Source organism: Arenimonas metalli CF5-1 (assembly GCF_000747155.1).
GTDB lineage: Bacteria > Pseudomonadota > Gammaproteobacteria > Xanthomonadales > Xanthomonadaceae > Arenimonas > Arenimonas metalli.
Genome location: NZ_AVCK01000023.1, coordinates 17855 through 33632 on the forward strand (window position 1 = coordinate 17855; position 15778 = coordinate 33632).

Annotated in this window: 10 protein-coding genes; 7 read left to right on the forward strand and 3 right to left on the reverse strand. The window is 72.0% G+C overall.

The features are described from left to right. Window positions 1-76: 76 nt before the first annotated feature. The 3 genes from N787_RS08985 to N787_RS08995 all read right to left on the reverse strand — a co-directional run bounded on the left by N787_RS08985 (window position 77) and on the right by N787_RS08995 (window position 4453). On the reverse strand, window positions 77-985 hold the full coding sequence (locus tag N787_RS08985; protein WP_034212870.1) for a DUF72 domain-containing protein: 909 nt from the start codon (window positions 983-985) through the stop codon (window positions 77-79). An 82-nt stretch (window positions 986-1067) separates the two neighbouring features. Continuing rightward, window positions 1068-1940: a ribonuclease H-like domain-containing protein gene (locus tag N787_RS08990; protein ID WP_034212872.1), complete on the reverse strand. Its 873-nt coding sequence runs from the start codon at window positions 1938-1940 to the stop codon at window positions 1068-1070. Continuing rightward, window positions 1937-4453: a DEAD/DEAH box helicase gene (locus N787_RS08995; RefSeq protein WP_084590724.1), complete on the reverse strand. Its 2517-nt coding sequence runs from the start codon at window positions 4451-4453 to the stop codon at window positions 1937-1939. The genes N787_RS08990 and N787_RS08995 overlap by 4 nt, the downstream gene beginning before the upstream one ends. Window positions 4454-4636: 183 nt before the next feature. Between N787_RS08995 and N787_RS09000 the strand changes: the two genes are divergently transcribed. From N787_RS09000 to N787_RS09030, 7 genes are all read left to right on the forward strand, one after another. Further along, window positions 4637-5818 (forward strand): tetratricopeptide repeat protein, encoded by a 1182-nt coding sequence (locus N787_RS09000; protein WP_156968967.1) that lies wholly within the window; start codon window positions 4637-4639, stop codon window positions 5816-5818. A gap of 144 nt (window positions 5819-5962) precedes the next feature. Further along, window positions 5963-7528, forward strand: coding sequence for a leucyl aminopeptidase (locus N787_RS09005; protein ID WP_052575323.1), 1566 nt, complete (start codon window positions 5963-5965; stop codon window positions 7526-7528). Window positions 7529-7641: 113 nt separating this feature from the next. After that, window positions 7642-9645: an alpha/beta hydrolase family protein gene (locus N787_RS09010; protein ID WP_034212874.1), complete on the forward strand. Its 2004-nt coding sequence runs from the start codon at window positions 7642-7644 to the stop codon at window positions 9643-9645. Between the two features lie 146 nt (window positions 9646-9791). Then, window positions 9792-10415 carry a transcriptional repressor LexA gene (lexA, locus tag N787_RS09015; RefSeq protein WP_034212876.1) on the forward strand — a complete coding sequence of 208 codons (624 nt, stop codon included), beginning with the start codon at window positions 9792-9794 and terminating at the stop codon, window positions 10413-10415. 2 nt (window positions 10416-10417) lie between these two features. After that, window positions 10418-11026: a translesion DNA synthesis-associated protein ImuA gene (gene imuA / locus N787_RS09020; protein WP_034212878.1), complete on the forward strand. Its 609-nt coding sequence runs from the start codon at window positions 10418-10420 to the stop codon at window positions 11024-11026. Between the two features lie 12 nt (window positions 11027-11038). Further along, window positions 11039-12460, forward strand: coding sequence for a Y-family DNA polymerase (locus N787_RS09025; protein ID WP_034212880.1), 1422 nt, complete (start codon window positions 11039-11041; stop codon window positions 12458-12460). Beyond that, window positions 12457-15684, forward strand: a complete 3228-nt coding sequence (locus N787_RS09030; RefSeq protein ID WP_084590725.1) for an error-prone DNA polymerase — start codon at window positions 12457-12459, stop codon at window positions 15682-15684. Before N787_RS09025 ends, N787_RS09030 begins: the two co-directional genes overlap by 4 nt. The last annotated feature ends 94 nt before the right edge of the window (window positions 15685-15778 follow it).

Here is a 15778-nt window from a genome sequence, read left to right on the forward strand (position 1 = left end):
GCAATCGGTGTGCGAGGACTCATTCCGAAGGCTTTGGCTTTATCCGCGTTTATCCGCGTCAATCCGCGTCAAAAAATCACGCCCCATCCAACAACGCCTGCAGCGTGGCCGCGTTGCGCTGCCCCTGGTCGCCGTAGTTGTTGTTGAAGATGGCGTGGGTTTCGCCGGCCAGGCTGGCGGTTTCGCGCAGCGGGGCGACGAGTGCGCCGAGTTCGGCGTCGCTGTAGTCGTAGTTGAAGCGATCCGACGCGGCCTCGCCGCCGATGTTCCAGGTGGCGGCGTTGCGGCCGTGCAGGCGCAGGATCGCCAGCTTCGGCGAGGTCACGGCCCACACGGTGGGAATGCTGTTCTCGAAGCCCTGCGGCTCGTCCACCACCACGTGGGTCAGGTCGTGCGCACGCTCGAAGGCCAGGGTGTCCCCGGCGGCGTCGCCCTCGAACCACGAGCGGTGTCGGAATTCGACCGCGAGGTGGTAACCCGCGAGCCGCCGTTGGCATTCGAGGATGTGGTCCTGCGCACGTGCGCTGCGCGTCACCCACGGCGCGAACTGGAAGTGCAGGGCGCGCAGCTTGCCGGCCTCGCGCAGCGGACGCACCGCGTTCTCGAAGCGGTGCCAGAGCAGGTCACGGATCTCGGCGGGCGTGTCCTTGTAGTACAGGTTCTTCTTCACGGCGAAGTGACCGGCCAGCGCCTGCTGCACGTCCTTGGGCAGCGCCTTGGCCGGCGTCTGGTGGCCGGTGAACAGGCGGAAGGCCTTGAGGTTGAAGGCGAAGTCGTCGGGCGTGCGCTCGACCCAGGCGTGCGCGTTCCGCGCCGAGGGCAGGGCGTAGTAGCTGCTGTCCACTTCCACCAGCGGGAACTTGTCGGCGTAGTAGCGCAGCCGCCCCTCGGCGCTGGTGCAGCCGGGCGGGTAGAAGCGCTTGCACTGGATCAGGCTGGGATCGGTCCAGCTGGCGGTGCCGACGCGGATGCGATGTCCGTCCATTCCCGAAGCCTACGCCCATCCCTGTAGGAGGGCCTTCAGGCCCGAAGCTTTTCGGCGGAGAGCTTCGGGCCTGAAGGCCCTCCTACAGCGCGAGGTGGAGGCAGAGGGCGGCCAGGCTGCGCAGGTCCTGGGCGTTGTGCTCGGCGACGCGGCGCAGGTCGCGGGCGCTGCCGCCGCGCAGGTAGTCGAGCCAGGCGCGCGGGGCTTCCGCGCCGGGCAGGTCGTCTTCGCGGACCACGCCCAGCACTTGCCGTTCGATCGTGCCGAGGCGGCAGTTTTCCCAGCGGCCTTTCCAGCGACGACGGCTCGGGTGCAGCAGGTCGAGGTGCGGCCGGCCGGGCAGCGGGCTGGGCAGGCGGGCCAGGCGGTAGCGGGTGTTCAGCAGCGGCGCGTCGTAGCACTTGCCGTTGTAGCTCACCAGCACCGTGTCGGGTTCGAGCCACGCGGCGAAATGGCGCAGCATCGCCGCTTCGGCCGTCAGCGTGGTGATGGTGAGCTGGCGCAGGCGCAGGCCGTCGGGCCGCCAGTCGGCGGCGCCGATCATGAAGGCGCGGGTGCCGGTGCCGCCGGCCAGGCCGGTGGTTTCGGTGTCGAAGTGCAGCAGGTGCTCGCGCGGGATCGTGCCGAGCTTGCCGAAGCCGGCGTCGATCGCGGGCGGGACGTCGCGCCAGGGCGTAAGCTGCTCGACGTAGTGCAGGCCGGCCTCGATTTCCTCGCCAGGCACGCGGCGGTCGCTGGCCAGGGCTTGCGGCAGCGGTGCGGGCCGCGGCAGGCGGAGGCGTTCGCGCAGGCCCAGCAGGCGGCGGATGTGTTCGGGCACTTCGCTTCGCGGCGCGCGGACGGCATCGACGGCGACGGCCTCGGAAGGCCGCGCCATCGCCGCCGCCGGAACCGGCGGTGCCACCGTGCCGGCCTGCTGGCGCAGTTCGCGCAGGCGCTCGAGCGTCGCGCTCACGGCGTCGTGCTTCGGCTGGCGAGGCAGCCCGCGGCGACCGTCGCGGGGTCAGGCGCGGTATCTGGTTCCGACACGGGAACGGAACCTGACCCCGTTCTCGTGGCTTCGAGCAGGGCCAGGACCTGGTCGGCCAGGGATTTGGGCGGCGCGACCGAGGTTTCGTCGGCGGCGAGGACGGGGCCGACGCAGGCGGGGCAGCCGGCGGCGCAGTCGCAGCCGGCCAGCAGGTCGCGCGCCTTGCGCACCAGGTCGTCGCGGCGCTGGTGCAGGGGTTCGCTCAGGCCGATGCCGCCGGGGTAGGCGTCGTACAGGTATACGGTGGGCACGAACTGGTCGGTGGCCGCCGGATCCATCGGCCGGCCGTCGCCGCCGCGCAGCTGGCCGCGGCCGCGCCCGTCGGACGAGGCGAACCAGGCGCCATCGCCGCTGCCCACCGCCTTCTGCAGGTCGCGCGCCTCGGCCATCACCGACACGCTGGCGACGAGGTGCAGCGCGTAGGCCGCGCCGAGGAAGCCGTCGAGCGCCGCCTGCCGCGAAGTGAACGCCGCCTCCAGCACCTCCTGCGGCAGCTGCCACCACACCGCCGTGGTGTGCAGCTCCTGGTCGGGCAGGGTGACCGGCCCGTAGCCGATGTTCTCGTGCGTGTAGTAGCGGATCTTCTTGTAGCCCGACACGCGCCGCACCACGTGCACTTCGCCGTGGTGGCAGCTGCCGTCGCCGGCGATCGCGCCGTCGAAGCGTTCGAGCACCTTCAGCTTCGTGTAGTCGATCGCGTCGGTGTAATAGTCCACGTGGGTGCGGGTGACGTAGGCCTTGCGGCCGTCCCAGTCGAGTTTTTCCACCTGGTAGGGCACGGACTGCACCATGTGGATCGCGCCCTCGTACAGCGTGAGCGCCGCGGCGCTGTAGTCCACTTCCGCGAGGATGGTCTGGCGGCCATCGGTGCGGTCCACCACCACGAAGTTGCCGTCGGCCACCGCCCGCAGGCTCACGGCATTGGCCGGGTAGCTGTCGGCGATCCACTCCCAGCGCCCGCCCTCGCCGTGCAGCACGCCGGTTTCGGCCAGCAGCTCGAGGTAGGGCTGGGCATCGACGGGGCCGAAGGTTTCGCCGCGCAGGAAGGGCAACTCGAAGGCGGCGCAGCGGATATGGTCGAGCAGGATCAGCGGCTGGTCGGCGTGCAGGCGCGCGTGTTCGGGCGGCGCGCCCTCGAAGAACTCCGGGTGCCGCACCAGGTACTGGTCGAGCGGGTCCGAGCTGGCCACCATCACGCCCAGCGCCGCCTGCTGCCGGCGCCCCGCGCGGCCCAGCCGCTGCCAGGTGCCGGCGATCGAACCGGGATAGCCATTGAGCACGACGACATCGAGCGAGCCGATGTCCACGCCCAACTCCAGCGCCGAGGTGCTGACGATGCCGTCGATGCGCCCCGCGCGCATGTCGCGCTCGGCCGCGCGGCGCTCGTTCGGCAGGTAGCCGCCGCGGTAGGCGCGGATGCGCGGCGGCTTGCGCGGGTCGTGGTCGAAGACGTCCTTGAGGTACTTGGTCAGCACCTCCACCATCGTCCGCGACTGCGCGAACACCAGCGTCTTGAGCCCGGCCTTGATCGCCAGCCGCGCGATGCGGTTGGACTGCGAGCGCGCCGAGGCGCGCAGCCCGAGGTCGGGGTTCACCACCGGCGGGTTCCACAGCATCACGGTCTTGTCGCCGGTGGGCGCGCCGGATCGGGTGATGGCCGTGACGCGGTCCTCGATCACCGCCTCGGCGTGTTCCTTCGGGTTGCCGATGGTGGCCGAGCACAGGATGAACTGCGGCTTCGCGCCGTAGAACGCGCAGACCCGCTTCAGCCGCCGCAGCACGTTGGCCAGGTGCGAGCCGAACACGCCGCGGTAGCTGTGGATCTCATCAATCACCACGTACTGCAGGTTCTCGAAGAACTGCGCCCACTTGGTGTGGTGCGGCAGGATGCCCTGGTGCAGCATGTCGGGGTTGGAGACCACGATGTCGCCGTGCAGGCGCACGGCCTGGCGGGCATCGCCGGGCGTGTCGCCGTCGAAGGTGTAGGCGCGCACGCCGAGGTTGCCGGCGGCGTTGAGTTCGAGCAGCTCGGCCACCTGGTCCTGCGCCAGCGCCTTGGTCGGGAACAGGTACAGCGCCTTGGCCTGTTTGCGCATCGCCGCGGCCACCACCGGCAGCGTGTAGCACAGCGTCTTGCCCGAGGCCGTGGGCGTGACCACCACCGTGTGCTCGCCGCGCTGCGCTGCCGCCCAGGCCTCGGCCTGGTGGCTGTAGAGCCGCTCGATGCCGCGGCTGCGAAGCGCCGCCGCCAGCGCCGGCGGCAGGTCGACGGGGAAGGGCGCGTACTCGCCTTCACGCCCGGGCAAGTGGAAGCAGCCGGTGATGCGGTCGCCGTACTTGTGCCCCAGGCGCGAGGCCAGGGCCTGCGAGGTCTTCTCGGGCACCGGCAGCAGGCCGGTGGCGTGGCGGTGCGGCGCGAGCTGGGTGGCGGGAGGCATGTCGGTGGGCCGCGGTGAGGGATCGCCAGCACACCGCATGCCTGTCTCACGCCATGAGAATGGCGCAGGGCGCGCTCGTCGCAGCGTCCCGTCCCCCGCCAGGCCGCGGGCCATGACCATCGGCCGCTTGCACTCGGCGCGACAAGGCATAGGCTGGGCACGGGCAGCCAGGACGACGTGGACGTGAAGGCATCCGGCGTGAAGACATGGCGCATCCTCGGCATCGGCCTGGCCGGGCTTCTGCTCGCCGCCTGCGCTGGCGCGCCGCCGCGGACCGGCGGCAACCCGATGTTCCTCGACGACCGCTTCGCGCCGCCCTCCGAGCCGATCGGCGCCAGCGACCTGTTCGCGCTCAGCCCGGCGATGGAGGACTACCTCGCCACCGAGATCGCCAGCCGCCAGCGCAGCAGCGCCCGCCAGCACGCGCTGGTGGATGCGCTCTACTCCAGCGCCCAGCTCAAGCTCGAGTACGACTCCACCGTCACCCGCAACGCCGCCGAGGCCTTCGACGCGCGCTCGGGCAACTGCCTGTCGCTGGTGCTGATGACCGCGGCCTTCGCCAAGGAGCTGGGCCTGCAGGTGCAGTACCAGGTGGTGTTCTCCGAGCAGGCGGCCTCGCGCAGCGACGGCATCGTGTACCTCAGCAACCACATCAACCTGACCCTGCGCCCGACCGCGCCGGAAGGCCGCCTGGTCAACCTCGCCAACGAGCCGCTGACCGTGGATTTCATTCCGGCCGAAGGCCAGGGTCGGCAGCGGGCCCGCGTGGTGCGCGAGGCCACCATCGTCGCGATGTACCTCAACAACAAGGCCGCCGAATCCCTGCGCGCGCGCCGCCTGGACGACGCCTACTGGTGGGCGCGCGCCGCGATCGAACAGGACCCGGGCTTCCTCACCGCGCAGAACACGCTGAGCGTGATCTACCGCCGGCGCGGCCACCTGGCCGAGGCCGAGCAGCTGCTGCGCAACGCGGTCGAACTCGAGCCGGGCAATGCGGTGCCGATGTCGAACCTCTCGCGCCTGCTCAAGGCCAGCGGCCGCACCGACGAGGCCGCGCGCCTGGACGAGCGGCTGCGCCGCATCGAGGCGGTGCCGCCCTTCCACTACTTCGACATCGGCCTGCAGGCCATGGCCGAGAAGAAGTACGAGCTGGCGCGCCAGAACTTCGAGAAGGAAGTCGAGCGCGCCGCCACCCACCATGAATTCCACGCCTGGCTGGCGGCCGCGCTGTTCGAGCTGGGCGAGGTGGACGCGGCCCGCCGGCACCTGCAGATCGCGCTGGAGAACAGCACCACGCCGGCCGACCAGGCCCTGTACGAGTCGCGCCTGGAAGCGCTGCGGCCGCGCCAGCGCACGCTGCGGTAGCGCGCCGCCGCCCGGCCGTGACCTTCGGCAGGGGGTGGGGCGTGACGCGGCGTTTACATTCGCGGCGGCATCGTCCGCCTTTCCCTTGAACCGTCCGGCGTCCCCCGAGGGCTCGCCGAGCCGGTCTTTCGCCCCGGAGGTCCCGTGAACCGACTCGCTTCCCTCTTCGCCGTGCTCGCGGCCCTCTGCCTGGCCGCGCCCGCCGCGGCGCAGCGCACGCTCGACTTCGCGCCCTACGCCGTGCCCACCGAGGGCGCCGTCGCCGTGACCGTGCGCCAGGGCGCGCCGCTCGAGGGCGCCTTCGCCGAAGTGGACCGCGCCAGCAACGGTGCGCTGCAGCGCGCGGTGGCCGCCGCCGGCTTCCTCGGCGACCGCGGCGTGGTGCTGAACCTGCCCGGCGTCGGTCCGTATCGCCAGGTGCTGCTGGTGGGCGTGGGCAGCGATGCGCCGAGCGCGCGCCTGCTCGAGGACGTGGGCGGCCTGGTCGGCCAGTGGGGCGTGCTGAGCGCGGTGCCGAAGATCGAGCTGCTCTGGCCCGACGCCACCCTGCCGGCTGCCGGCGCCCATCTCGCGCTGGGCGCGTCCCTGGGCCAGTACACCTTCCGCACCTACCGCAACGCCAAGCCCGGCGCGCCGGTGCTGGGGCAGGGCGAACTGGTGCTGCGCGTGGCCGACGCCGACGCCTCGCGCCGCGCGTGGGACGCCGACTGGAGCGCGGTGGCCGCGGGCGTGCGCTTCTCGCGCGACCTGGTCACCGAGCCGGCCAACACGATCTACCCCGAGTCCTTCGTCGAGCGCACCCGCGCCGCCTTCGCCGGCGTGCCGAACGTGAGCATCGAAGTGCTGGACGTGCCGGCGATGCAGAAGCTCGGCATGAACTCGATCCTGCACGTCGGCCAGGGCAGCCAGCGCCCGCCGCGCCTGCTGGTGGTGCGCTACCGCGGCGGCGCCCGCGACGAAGCGCCGGTCGCCTTCGTCGGCAAGGGCATCACCTTCGATTCCGGCGGCATCTCGCTCAAGGACGCCGCCAACATGTGGCGCATGAAGTACGACATGACCGGTGCGGCCTCGGTCACCGGCACCGTGCTGTCGCTCGCCAAGCGCGGCGCGAAGGTGAACGCGATCGCCGTGGCCGCGCTGGCCGAGAACATGCCCTCGGGCACCGCCGGCCGCCCCGGCGACGTGGTGCGCACGATGAGCGGCAAGACCTACGAGATCATGAGCACCGACGCCGAGGGGCGCATGGTGCTGGTGGACGCGATCTGGTTCGTGCAGGAGCGCGACCGCCCGCGCGTGGTGGTGGACGTGGCCACCCTCACCGGTTCGCAGGTGACGGCGCTGGGCGACGAGTACGCGGGCCTGTTCAGCCGCGACGAAGCGCTGGCCGCCGACCTGCTGGCCGCGGGCACGGCCTCGGGCGAGGACGTGTGGCGCCTGCCGCTGCACCCGAGCTACGCCAAGGACCTGGAGTCGCCGATCGCCGACCTGCGCAACGGCGGCAGCACGCCCGGCGCCGGCGCCAGCGTCGGTGCGTTCTTCATCGGCTCGTGGATCCAGGAAGGCGTGGCCTGGGCGCACCTGGACATCGCCTCGATGGCCTGGCGCGAAGCGCCGGTGCTGCCGACCGTGCCGCTGGGCGCCACCGGCTACGGCGTGCGCCTGCTCGACCGCTACGTGCGCGACCACGTGGAGACCGGCGCGGCCCGCTGAGGGCCGTCGCCATGTGAAGGCGTCGGGCGCGGGGACCCGCGAAAGCGTCGGGTTGTCGGCGGCGGCCGGCTGTGGCTACCCTGCCGTTTCCCTGTCCCCCGGAAACGCGCCCGATGAATCGACTCCTGCTGGCTGCGGCCATCACCCTGGCCGCGGCCCCCGCCGCCCTCGTCGCGCAGGAGGCCCCGGCCGCGCCGGCCGCCGCGAAGGAAACCCCGGGTGCGCTGTTCGGCACCCGCGAGAACATCGAACACGCCGACATCTCGCCCGGCGGCCAGCACGTGGTTTACCTGACGCCGGGTCACGGCCGCGCCACCTCGGTGTACGTGGCCCGGATCGACGGCAGCGCGCCGCCGCAGCTGGTGATGACCTCGGGCGCCGACCCCGACCGCCTGCGCTGGTGCAACTTCGCCACCGACACGCGCCTGGTCTGCCAGATCACCGGCATGGTGGACGAGGCCGGCATCGTGATCCCGTATTCGCGCCTGGTCGCCATCGACACCGACGGCAAGAACGGCGTGATGCTGGGCCAGAAGGGCAGCGTCTACGACGCCCGCCTGCGCCAGTCCGACGGCGAGATCCTCGACTGGCTGCCCGACCAACCCGGTGCGGTGCTGATGACCCGCGACTACATCCCCGAGGCGGGCAAGATGAACACGCGCATGGTGCGCAACGAGGACGGCCTCGGCGTCGACCGCATCGACCTGGCCACGATGGAAGTGAGCCGCGTCGAGGGCCCGGCGAAGGACGCCGATTTCTACCTCACCGACGGCCGCGGCAAGGTCCGCATCAAGGGCTATCGCCCCGGCGTCGGCGCCACCACCCAGCTCGCGAACAAGGTGGTCTACCAGTACCGCGCCGACGGCTCCGACGAATGGCGGCCGTTCTCCACCGTCGAGGACGGCGGTGCCGGCCTGTCGCCGATCGAGGTGGACGCGAACTGCGGCTGCGCCTACGCGCTGCAGCCGCTGGACGGCCGCCAGGCGCTGTACCGCGTGAAGCTCGACGGTTCGATGGCCACCGAGCTGGTCTACAAGAACGACCGCGTGGACGTCGACGGCGTGCTGCGCATCGGCCGCGGTTCCCGGGTGATCGGCGTCACCTACGCCGAGGAGAAGCGCCACGCCATCTACTTCGACAAGGAGTACGGCGCGCTGGCGCGCGGCCTGGGCAAGGCGCTGCCGAACCTGCCGATGGTGGATTTCCTCGGTTCCTCGGCCGACAACAGCAAGCTGCTCATCCACGCCGGCAGTGATTCCGACCCGGGCCGCTACTTCGTCTTCGACAAGACCGCGCGCTCGCTCAACGAGATCCTGTCGGCGCGCCCGTCGCTGGAAGGCGTGGCGCTGGCCAGCGTGAAGCCGGTGAGCTACCCGGCGCGCGACGGCACGGCGATCCCGGGCTACCTGACGCTGCCGCCGGGCAAGGCCGACGCCCGCGGCCTGCCGGCGGTGCTGCTGCCGCACGGCGGCCCCAGCGCCCGCGACGAGTGGGGCTTCGACTGGCTGGCGCAGTACCTGGCGAACCAGGGCTACGCGGTGCTGCAGCCGAACTACCGCGGTTCGGCCGGCTTCGGCGATGCGTGGCTCCAGGAGAATGGTTTCCAGGGCTGGCGCACCTCGATCGGCGACGTCACCGACGGCGCCCGCTGGCTGGTGGCGCAGGGCATCGCCGACGCCGACCGGCTGGCCATCGTCGGCTGGTCCTACGGCGGCTACGCGGCGCTGCAGGCCGGCGTGACCGAGCCGGGCCTGTTCAAGGCGCTGGTGGCGATCGCGCCGGTGACGGACCTGGACAAGCTCAAGTCGGACGCGCGCAACTACGTCGGCCGCAACCTGGTGGTGGAGATGGTGGGCACCGGCAAGCACACCCGCGAAGGCTCGCCGCTGCAGAACGTGGCCAGCCTCCAGGCGCCGGTGCTGATGTTCCATGGCGACCTGGACCTCAACGTCGGCGTCGGCCATTCGCGCCTGATGGACGAGAAGCTGCGCGCCGCCGGCAAGTCCAGCGAGCTGGTCGTGTACGAAGGCCTCGAGCACAGCCTCGTGGACTCGGTGGTCCGGGCGGCGATGCTCGACCGCATCGGCGCCTTCCTGCAGGCCAGCACGGCCAGGTAAAACCGTCGGCGCCCGGCCCCTGCGGCCGGGCGCCGGCGTCGGTCCGCGCGGACCGGCTCATCCGGTGAGACAGGCAAGTGCTTGAATCCCTTGGCGCTTCCGAAGGGGGGTGACATCCGCCCGCCAAGGTGTATAAATATTCACCCATGAGCCCCGACCTCACCCCCCGCCAGCAGGCCCTGTACGACTTCATCGCCGAGCGGCTGCGCACCGAAGGCGCGCCCTCGGTGGCCGAGATCGCGCGGGCCTTCGGCATCCACGACAGCGCCGCCCACAAGCACCTGCGCACGCTCGAGGCCAAGGGCGCGCTGGTGCTGCTGCCCGGGCGCGCGCGCGGCATCCGGCTGCCGGCGGCGGCGCCTTCGCGCAAGGCGGCGCGGCGCGACGACATGATCTCGCTGCCCATCCTGGGCCGCGTGGCCGCGGGTGCGCCCATCGGCGCGGCGGCCGGGCACGAGGGCCAGATGCTGTTCGACCGCGCGGCCTTCTTCCCCCAGCCCGACTACCTGCTGCGGGTGAAGGGCGACTCGATGCGCGACGACGGCATCCTCGACGGCGACCTGATCGCGGTGCACCGCAGCGCCGTGGCCGAGAACGGCCAGATCGTGGTCGCGCGCATCGACGGCGAGATCACGGTCAAGCGCCTCAAGCGCCAGCGCGACCGGCTGCTGCTGCTGCCGCGCAACCCCGATTACGCCCCGATCGAAGTGCCGCCCGACGCCGACTTCGCCATCGAAGGCCTGTACTGCGGCCTGGTGCGCCGGGCCTGAGCATGGGCGCCCTCGTTTCCCTCGACACGCTGCTGGCCGAGCGCCGGCTCTGGCGCGGCCAGCCGACCGCGCGGCCCGCCAGCGCCGAGCCCACCGGCCACGCCGCACTCGACGCCGCGCTGCCCAGCGGCGGCTGGCCCGAATCGGCGCTGGTCGAAGTGCTGCTGCCCGCCGACGGCCTGGGCGAGCTGCGCCTGGTGCTGCCCACGCTGGCGCGGCACACCGGCGCCGGCCGCGACATCGCGCTGGTGGCGCCGCCCTACGTGCCCAACCCGCTGGCCTGGCGCGCGGCCGGCGTCGATGTCGCGCGCCTGCACCTGGTCTCGGCCGATGCGCGCGATGCGCTGTGGGCGACCGAACAGTGCCTGCGCGCGGGCTGCCTGTCGGCGGTGCTGTGCTGGCCGCAGAAAGTGGACGACCGCGCGCTGCGCCGGCTGCAGGTGGCGGCCGAGAGCGGGCAGGCGCTGGTGTTCGCCTTCCGCGATGCGCGCGCCGCGGCGCAGCCTTCGCCGGCGGCGCTGCGGCTGCAGCTCGCCCCGGGCCAGCTGCAGGTGCTCAAGTGCCGCGGCGGCCTGGCGCCGGCGCATCCCGTTCCCTTCCCGCTGCACTGATGCGGGCGCGCGATGCTCTGGGCTTGCCTGCTGCTGCCGCATCTGGCGCTGGACACCGTCCTTCGCCGCCATCCTTCGCCTGAGGAACCGCTGGCGCTGGTCGCGGGGCCGCGGCCGCGGCGGGTGCTGTCGGCGGTGAATGACGCGGCGGCCGCGCGCGGCCTGCATCGCGGCCAGCCGGTGGCGGCGGCCGAGGCGCTGTGCGAAGGCGTGCGGCTGATGGACGACGATCCGGCGCGGCTGGCGCGGGCGCGCGATTTCCTGGCGGCCTGGGCCTATCGCTACAGCTCGCAGGTGAGCACGGCGCTGCCGGGCGCGGTGCTGCTGGAAGTGCAGGGCAGCCTGGGCCTGTTCGGGCCGTGGCCGCGCTTCGAGGCCGCGCTGCGCGAGGACCTGCAGGCGCTGGGCTTCCGGCACCGCATCGCGCTGGCGCCCAGCGCGGTCGGCGCCGCGGTGCTGGCCGCGCACCAGGACGGGCTGGCGGTCACTTCGCACGATGCGCTGCGGCGCGCGCTGGCGTCGGTGCCGGTGGCGCGGGCGCGGCTGCCGGGCGGCGTGGCGCTGGCCCTGTCGCGGATGGCGGTGCGCACGCTGGGGCAGGTGTTCGCGCTGCCGCGTTCGGCGCTTGGCAAGCGCCATGGCGTCGAGCTGCTCGATCATCTCGATCGCTTGCTGGGCCAGGCGCCGGAGGTGCTGCCGCTGTACCAGCCGCCGGACGTGTTCGACGCGAAGATCGAGCTCAACTACGACGTCGAGAGTTCGCAGGCGCTGCTGTTCCCGCTGCGGCGGCTCACGGCCGATCTCGCCGCTTACCTCGCGGGGCGCGACGGCGGCGTGGCGCGCTTCGTGCTGCGGCTGGGGCACGAGGATCGCGACGACACCGAAGTGGTGGTCGGGCTGCTGGCGCCGGAGCGGCAGCCGGGCATGCTGTTCGAACTCGCGCGCGGGCGGCTGGAGCGGGTGGCGGTGCCGGCGCCGGTGCGCACGCTGCGGCTGGTGGCGCGCGAGTTGCCGCCGTTCGTGCCGGCGGCGCGCGAACTGTTCGAGGCGCGGCCGCAGCAGGCGGTCGAATGGCCGGCGCTGCGCGAGCGCCTGCGTGCGCGGCTGGGCAACGAATCGGTGTACGGCCTCGATCCGGTCGCCGACCATCGCCCCGAGCGCAGCTTCAGGCGCCGCGAGGGCGTGGCCGAACCGCCGCCGCCCGCCGGCCCCGCCGGGCCGCGCCCCACCTGGCTGCTGCACCGCCCGATCCCCCTGCGCGACCCGGCCCCACGCCTGCTGGCCGGCCCCGAGCGCATCGAGACCGGCTGGTGGGACGGCGGCGACGTGCAGCGCGACTACTACGTCCTCGAAACCTCCCGCGGCCAGCGCGCCTGGGCCTTCTGCGCCCCCGGCGAGTCCGGCCCCTACATGCTCCACGGCTGGTTCGCATGAAGCAAAAAGCGGTACCGGGTTCATTTTCTTTTTCGATGAGACAGCCTGGCGCACACGCACCAGGCTGTCTCATCGAAAAAGAAAATGAACCCGGTACCGCTTTTTACGCGGAGCTGCATTGTCTTTCGAACTTCAGTTTTTTGCGGGGGGCGAGTTCGGCGAAGGAATTGTTCGCACGGGCGAAGGCGCTGGGGTACCGGGCGCTGGCGATCACCGACGAAGCGTCGATGGCGGGGGTGGTGCGGGCGTTCGAGGCGGCGCGCGAGGCCGGCATCGCGATGATCACCGGCACCGAGCTGCAGCTCGAGCGCGGGCCCAAGCTGGTGCTGCTGGCGGAGACGCTGGCCGGCTACCAGCGCCTGTGCGGCTGGATCACGCTTGGCCGCCGGCGCATGCGCAAGGGCGAGTACCGGCTCACGATGGCCGACCTCACGGGCGACACCACCGGCGTGCTGGCGCTGTGGATTCCCGGCGCCGCGCCCGAAGCCGCGCACGGCGCCTGGGTCGAGGCGAATTTCCCGGGCCGCGCCTGGCTGGCGGTCGAACTGCACCGCGGCCCTGACGACGATGCGCGCCTGCAGCAGCTGCGCGACCTCGGCGCCACGCTGGGCCTGCCGCTGGTCGCCGCCGGCGACGTCCACATGCACGCCCGCGGCCGCCGCGCGCTGCAGGACACCGTCACCGCCATCCGCCACCGCTGCACGGTGCGCGAAGCCGGCGCGCGCCTGTTCCCGAACGGCGAACGCCACCTGCGCCGCCTGGACGTGCTGGCCCGCACCTATCCACCCGACCTGCTGGCCGAAACGACGCGCATCGCCGACCGCTGCACCTTCACCCTCGACCAGCTGCGCTACGAGTACCCGCGCGAAGTGGTGCCCGAGGGCCACACCCCCGCCAGCTGGCTGCGCCAACTCAGCGACGAAGGCGCCCGCTGGCGCTGGCCCACCGGCGTTCCGGACGACGTGCGCCGCAAGATCGACGACGAGCTCACCCTGATCGCTGACCTGCAGTACGAATCGTATTTCCTCACCGTGCACGACATCGTCCGCTTCGCCCGGAGTCGCGGCATCCTCTGCCAGGGCCGCGGCTCGGCCGCGAACTCGGTGGTCTGCTACGTGCTGGGCATCACCGAGGTCGACCCGGCGCGCATCGGCATGCTGATGGAGCGCTTCATCTCGCGCGAGCGCAAGGAGCCGCCCGACATCGACGTCGACTTCGACTCGACAAGGCGCGAGGAAGTCATCCAGTACGTCTACGAACGCTACGGCCGCGAGCGCGCCGCGCTCACCGCCGTGGCCACCACGTACTCCGGCCGCAGCACGATCCGCGACGTCGCCAAGGCGCTGGGCCTCGCGCCCGACCAGGTCGACCGGCTGGCGCGCACGCTCGGCCGCTGGGACAGCGCGCTGCCGGCCGAGGACCGCCTGCGCGAGGCCGGCTTCGACCCGGACAACGCCGCGATCAAGCGCGTGCTGGCGCTCACCGGCCAGCTGCTCAACTTCCCCCGGCATCTCTCGCAGCACCCCGGCGGCTTCGTCATCTCCGATGCGCCGCTGCACACCCTGGTGCCGGTGGAAAACGCCGCGATGCCCGACCGCACCGTCATCCAGTGGGACAAGGACGACCTCGACACGCTGGGCCTGATGAAGGTGGACGTGCTGGGCATCGGCATGCTCGGCGCCATCGCCCGCTGCCTGCAGCTGCTGCGCACCAGCGGCCGGCGCGACCTCACCGTGCAGGACATCCCGGCGGAAGACCCCGCGGTGTACGCCATGATCCAGCGCGCCGACACCGTCGGCGTGTTCCAGATCGAAAGCCGCGCGCAGATGGCGATGCTGCCGCGCCTGAAGCCCGCGTGTTACTACGATCTCGTCGTGCAGGTCGCCATCGTCCGCCCCGGCCCGATCGAGGGAAAGATGGTGCATCCCTACCTGCAGCGCCGGCAGGGCCGCGAGCCGGTGGTGTACCCGTCGCCCGCGCTGGAAAAGGTGCTCCGCCGCACGCTCGGCATCCCGCTGTTCCAGGAGCAGGTGATGCAGATCGCCATCGTCGCCGCCGGCTACACGCCCGGCGAGGCCGACCAGCTGCGCCGCTCGATGGCCGCGTGGAAGCGCCACGGCGGCCTCGAGCCGCACCGCGAGCGCCTGCTGGCCGGCATGCGCGAACGCGGCTACGACGACGCCTTCGCCGAGCGCATCTTCGAGCAGGTCAAGGGTTTCGGCAGCTACGGCTTCCCCGAGTCGCACGCCGCCAGCTACGCGCTGGTGGCCTACGTGAGCTGCTGGCTGAAGTGCCACGAACCGGCGGCTTTCACCTGCGCGCTGGTCAACACGCCCACGCACATGGGCTTCTACACGCCGAACCAGCTGCTGCAGGAAGTGCGGCGGCAGGGGGTGCGGGTGTTGCCGGTGGATGTGCGGTTCAGTGATTGGGAGTGTTCGCTGGAAAGCATCGGGACTGAAGTCCCTCCTACACGCGCGACTGTAGGAGGGACTTCAGTCCCGAAGCTTTCCCAGCCCGCGATCAGGCTCGGCTTCAACCAGATCCTCGGCTTCCCGCAAGCCGCCGCCGAACGCCTGGTGATCGCCCGCGCCCGCGCCCCCTTCCGCCACCTCGACGACCTGGCGCACCGCGCCGGCCTCGACCGCCGCGCGCTCGATCGGCTGGCCGAGGCCGACGCGCTGCGCGGCCTGGCCGGCCACCGCAACCGCGCGCGCTGGGCCGCCAGCGGCGTCGAGGCCAGCCTGCCGCTGTTCGAAGGCCTGGCCGCCTCGCCGGAAGCGCGCGTGGCGCTGCCGCCGCCCACCCCCGGCGAGCGCGTGCTGGCCGACTACGCCAGCACCGGCACCACCCTCGGCCCGCACCCGCTGCGGCTGCTGCGCAAGCAACTGCGCGCGCAGCGCTGCCGACCCTCGCGCGAGCTGGCCACGCTGCCGCACGGCGCGCACATCCGGCACGCGGGCCTGGTGACGCTGCGCCAGCGGCCGGGCACGGCCAAGGGCGTCACCTTCGTCACGCTCGAGGACGAGGACGGCAGCGTCAGCGTGGTCATCTGGCAGGACCTCGGCGAACGCCAGCGCCGCGAGCTCGCCAACGCGCGGCTGCTCGCCGTGGATGGCCGCTGGGAGAAAGTGGACGGCGTCAGCCACCTGATCGCCGGCCGCCTGCACGACTTCTCGCACCTGATGGGCGCGCTGCAGGTGTCCTCCCACGACTACTACTGAGGTCAGCAAAAAAGGGGTCAGGGTAATTGTTCGTTTCAAACAAATAATTACCCTGACCCCTTTTTTTAGGTTCTTCACCCAAGTCCGGGGAAGG

What these genes read in the sequence shown, in the direction of transcription:
- N787_RS09010 (WP_034212874.1), top strand. Translation starts at nt 7,642, where the DNA reads ATGAATCGACTCCTGCTGGCTGCGGCCATCACCCTGGCCGCGGCCCCC.
- N787_RS09025 (WP_034212880.1), top strand. Translation starts at nt 11,039, where the DNA reads ATGCTCTGGGCTTGCCTGCTGCTGCCGCATCTGGCGCTGGACACCGTC.
- N787_RS08985 (WP_034212870.1), bottom strand. Translation starts at nt 985, where the DNA reads ATGGACGGACATCGCATCCGCGTCGGCACCGCCAGCTGGACCGATCCC.
- N787_RS09030 (WP_084590725.1), top strand. Translation starts at nt 12,457, where the DNA reads ATGAAGCAAAAAGCGGTACCGGGTTCATTTTCTTTTTCGATGAGACAG.
- imuA (WP_034212878.1), top strand. Translation starts at nt 10,418, where the DNA reads ATGGGCGCCCTCGTTTCCCTCGACACGCTGCTGGCCGAGCGCCGGCTC.
- lexA (WP_034212876.1), top strand. Translation starts at nt 9,792, where the DNA reads ATGAGCCCCGACCTCACCCCCCGCCAGCAGGCCCTGTACGACTTCATC.
- N787_RS08995 (WP_084590724.1), bottom strand. Translation starts at nt 4,453, where the DNA reads ATGCCTCCCGCCACCCAGCTCGCGCCGCACCGCCACGCCACCGGCCTG.